This window comes from Micromonospora yasonensis (assembly GCF_026013475.1).
Classification (GTDB): Bacteria; Actinomycetota; Actinomycetes; order Mycobacteriales; family Micromonosporaceae; genus Micromonospora; species Micromonospora yasonensis.
Window position 1 is genome coordinate 1 of sequence record NZ_JAPDPH010000380.1, and the last position, 3,562, is coordinate 3,562.

Here is a 3,562-nt window from a genome sequence, read left to right on the forward strand (position 1 = left end):
GACCAGCACCGCCACCGGGCCCGGCCCGGCGCCCGCGTCCACGACCAGGGCCAGCACCCCGCCGATCAGCAGCGCCCGGCCCAGGGTCACTCGGTCGGCGGGGCCGAGCCGGTCGGCGCCGGCCAGTCGCAGGCCGCGCCGCAGCAGCGCGCACAGCACCACCCCGTACGCCAGGCCGGCGAGCCAGCCGGCCGCGCCGAGTCCCACCGTGCCGGCGAGCCCGGTGAGCAGGACGATCTGGACGGCCAGCCCGACCAATGGGCCATTTCGAACCGTGGACACCCGGCCTCCGTGTCTATGATCGACAACCCTGCTTCCCACTACGGGAAAAGTGCCCGTTCGGTTCGGCCTGACGCGCAGAAGAGGAGAATTCGTGATCCGTGACGCCCGCGCCTTCTGGCTCCGCGCCCCCGGCGAGGGTGAACTGCGCCGGGTCGCGCTCCGCCCGCCCGGCCCCGACGAGGTGCTGGTCCGGACCCGGTTCTCCGGGGTCAGCCGGGGCACCGAGACCCTCGTCTTCACCGGCGGGGTCCCCGCCGACCAGTACGCCACCATGCGCGCCCCGTTCCAGGAGGGTGACTTCCCCGCCCCGGTGAAGTACGGCTACCTCAGCGTCGGCACGGTCGTGGAGGGACCCGGAGCGCTGCGCGGCCGTACCGTCTTCTGCCTGTACCCGCACCAGACCGCGTACGTGGTGCCGGCCGCTGCCGTGGTGGTCGTACCCGAGCAGGTGCCGGCGGCCCGGGCGGTGCTCGCCGGTACGGTGGAGACCGCGGTGAACGCCCTCTGGGACGCCGCGCCGCTGGTCGGCGACCGGGTGACCGTGATCGGCGGCGGCATGGTCGGCTGCTGCGTCGCGGCCTTGTTGGCCCGCTTCCCCGGCGTCCGCGTGGAACTGGTCGACGCCGACCCGGCGCGGGCCGGGGTGGCCGCCGCGCTCGGCGTCGACTTCGCCCTGCCGGCGAACGCGGCCGGCGAGCGGGACCTGGTGGTGCACGCCAGCGCCACCGCCGCCGGGCTGCAACGCGGACTGGAGCTGCTCCGGCCGGAGGGGACCGTGCTGGAACTGAGCTGGTACGGCGACCGGCCGGTCACCCTCGCCCTGGGTGGGGCGTTCCACTCCCGGCGGCTCGGCATCCGCAGCAGCCAGGTCGGCACCGTCTCGCCCCGACGGGCCGACCGCAGCTACGCCGACCGCCTCGCGCTGGCCCTGGACCTGCTCGCCGACCCGGCGTTCGACGCGCTGCTCACCGGCCGCTCCCGGTTCGCCGAGCTGCCCGCCGTGCTGGACCGGCTCGCCTCGGGCCGGCTCCCCGCGCTCTGCCACCTCATCACCTACGACGAGGAGTGATCAGTGTTCAGCGTGACCGTCCGGGACCACATGATGGTCGCCCACAGCTTCCGCGGCGAGGTGTTCGGCCCCGCCCAGCGGCTGCACGGCGCCACGTTCGTGGTCGACGCCACCTTCCGCCGGCCGGACCTCGACGCCGACGGGATCGTGGTCGACATCGGCCTGGCCACCGAGCAGCTCAAGGCCGTCCTCGGCGAGCTGACCTACCGCAACCTCGACGACGAGCCGGCCTTCGCCGGGATGAACACCACCACCGAGGTGCTGGCCCGGACGGTCGCCGACCGGCTCGCCGAGGCGGTGCACGCCGGGCGCCTCGGCGAGGGGGCGCGGGGCCTCGCCGGGATCACCGTCACCCTGCACGAGTCGCACGTCGCCTGGGCCAGCTACGAGCGGTCCCTGTAGCCGGGATGGGCGTCGTCCACGTGGTGCTGCCGGGCGACATCGACGACCCGGCCAGCCCGAGCGGCGGCAACGGGTACGACCGGCGGGCCTGCCGCGGCCTGGCCGCGCTCGGCTGGACCGTGCGCGAGCACCCGGTGGCCGGCGGTTGGCCGTACCCGGGGGCGGGGGAGCGGGCCGCCCTCGCCGGGCTGCTCGCCGCGCTGCCCGACGACGCCCTCGTCCTGCTCGACGGCCTGGTCGCGTCCACCGTGCCGGAGGTGCTGACCCGGTACGCCCGGCGGCTGCGCCTGGTGGTGCTGGTGCACCTGCCACTCGACGACGAGGTGGAGGCCCGGGCCCTGGCGGTGGCGGCCGGGGTGGTCTGCACCAGCGAGTGGACCCGGCGTCGGCTGCTCGACCGGTACGCGTTGCCGGCCGGGCGGGTGTGGGTCGCCGCGCCCGGCGTGTCGGCGGCGCCGCTCGCCCCCGGCACACCGGCGGGCACCCGGCTGCTGTGCGTCGCGGCGGTCACCCCGATCAAGGGGCACGACGTGCTCGCCGCCGCCCTGGCCCGGATCGCCGACCTCGACTGGACCTGCCACTGCGTCGGCGCGCTCACCCGGGACCCGGCCTTCGTCGACCGGCTGCGCAAACTGCTCGCCGGCGCCGGCCTGGCCGATCGGGTCCGCCTGTCCGGCCCGCTCGTCGGGGCCGCGCTGGACGCCGCGTACGCCGCCGCCGACCTGCTCGTCCTGCCGTCCCGGCAGGAGACGTACGGGATGGTGGTGACCGAGGCCCTCGCCCGGGGCCTGCCGGTGCTGGGCAGCGACACCGGAGGGCTGCCCGAGACGCTCGGGCACGCCCCGGACGGCGCCCGACCCGGGCTGCTGGTGCCGCCCGCCGACCCGGACGCGCTGGCCGGCGCGTTGCGCGGCTGGCTGACCCGGCCAGAGTTGCGGGGGCGGCTGCGGCACGCCGCCCGGCAGCGGCGGGACACCCTGACCGACTGGACGGTCACCGCGGACCGGCTGGCGGCGGCGTTGACGGAGGCCACGGCGGCATGACCACCCAGCTACCCCCCGACTTCGCCGACTGGCTGCGGCTGCGGGAGCCGGTCGACGCGGCGGCCCGCTCGGCCGATCTGGTCGACGCGGTCCGCTGCCGGCTCCCCGCCGGCCGGCCCTTGGTCGTGCACGACCTGGGCAGCGGCACCGGGTCGATGGCCCGCTGGCTCGCTCCGCTGCTGCCCGGGCCGCAGCGCTGGGTACTGCACGAGCGGGACGCCGAGCTGCGGCGGCTCGCCGAGGCCGAGCCGGTGCACGCCGCCGACGGCAGCCCGGTCGCGGTGGTGACCCGTAGCTCCGACATCACCCGGTTGACCGCCGCCGACCTGGCCGACGCTCACCTGGTCACCGCGTCCGCGCTGCTGGACATGCTCACCGCCGAGGAGATCGAGCGGGTGGTGGGCGCCTGCGCCGGCCACCCCACCCTGTTCGCGATCTCCGTGCTCGGGCGGGCCGAGTTCACCCCGGCCGATCCGCTCGACGCCGCGTTCCAGGCCGCGTTCAACGCCCACCAGCGCCGGACCGTCGACGGTCGGACCCTGCTCGGCCCGGACGCCGTGGCGGCCACCGTGGCGGCCTTCCGCCGGCGGGGAGTGCCGGTCGAGGTCCGGTCCAGCCCCTGGCGGCTCGGCCCGACGCAGGCCGCGCTGACCGCCGACTGGCTGGTGGGCTGGCTCGACGCGGCCGTCGAGCAGCGGCCGGACCTGGCCGGCCTGGCCGGGGCGTACCGGGAGCGGCGGCTGGTGGCGGCGGCGGCCGGTGAGAT

At 76.7% G+C, this 3,562-nt stretch carries 4 protein-coding genes and 1 pseudogene; 4 read left to right on the forward strand and 1 reads right to left on the reverse strand.

Going from position 1 to position 3,562, the window contains the following annotated elements; all coding sequences use genetic code 11:
- Positions 1–282 (reverse strand): annotated as a pseudogene (locus ONA70_RS35320) (CDP-alcohol phosphatidyltransferase family protein); the annotation flags it as partial.
- A 91-nt stretch (positions 283–373) separates the two neighbouring features.
- Here ONA70_RS35320 and ONA70_RS35325 point away from each other — a divergent pair.
- From ONA70_RS35325 to ONA70_RS35340, 4 genes are all read left to right on the forward strand, one after another.
- Positions 374–1,351, forward strand: coding sequence for a zinc-dependent alcohol dehydrogenase (locus ONA70_RS35325; protein WP_265010822.1), 978 nt, complete (start codon positions 374–376; stop codon positions 1,349–1,351).
- Between the two features lie 3 nt (positions 1,352–1,354).
- On the forward strand, positions 1,355–1,753 hold the full coding sequence (locus tag ONA70_RS35330) for a 6-pyruvoyl trahydropterin synthase family protein (protein ID WP_265010823.1): 399 nt from the start codon (positions 1,355–1,357) through the stop codon (positions 1,751–1,753).
- Between the two features lie 5 nt (positions 1,754–1,758).
- On the forward strand, positions 1,759–2,796 hold the full coding sequence (locus tag ONA70_RS35335) for a glycosyltransferase family 4 protein (protein WP_265010824.1): 1,038 nt from the start codon (positions 1,759–1,761) through the stop codon (positions 2,794–2,796).
- The coding region (locus ONA70_RS35340; RefSeq protein ID WP_265010825.1) for an SAM-dependent methyltransferase at positions 2,793–3,562 on the forward strand (770 nt) is incomplete at its 3' end. The genes ONA70_RS35335 and ONA70_RS35340, both read left to right, overlap by 4 nt.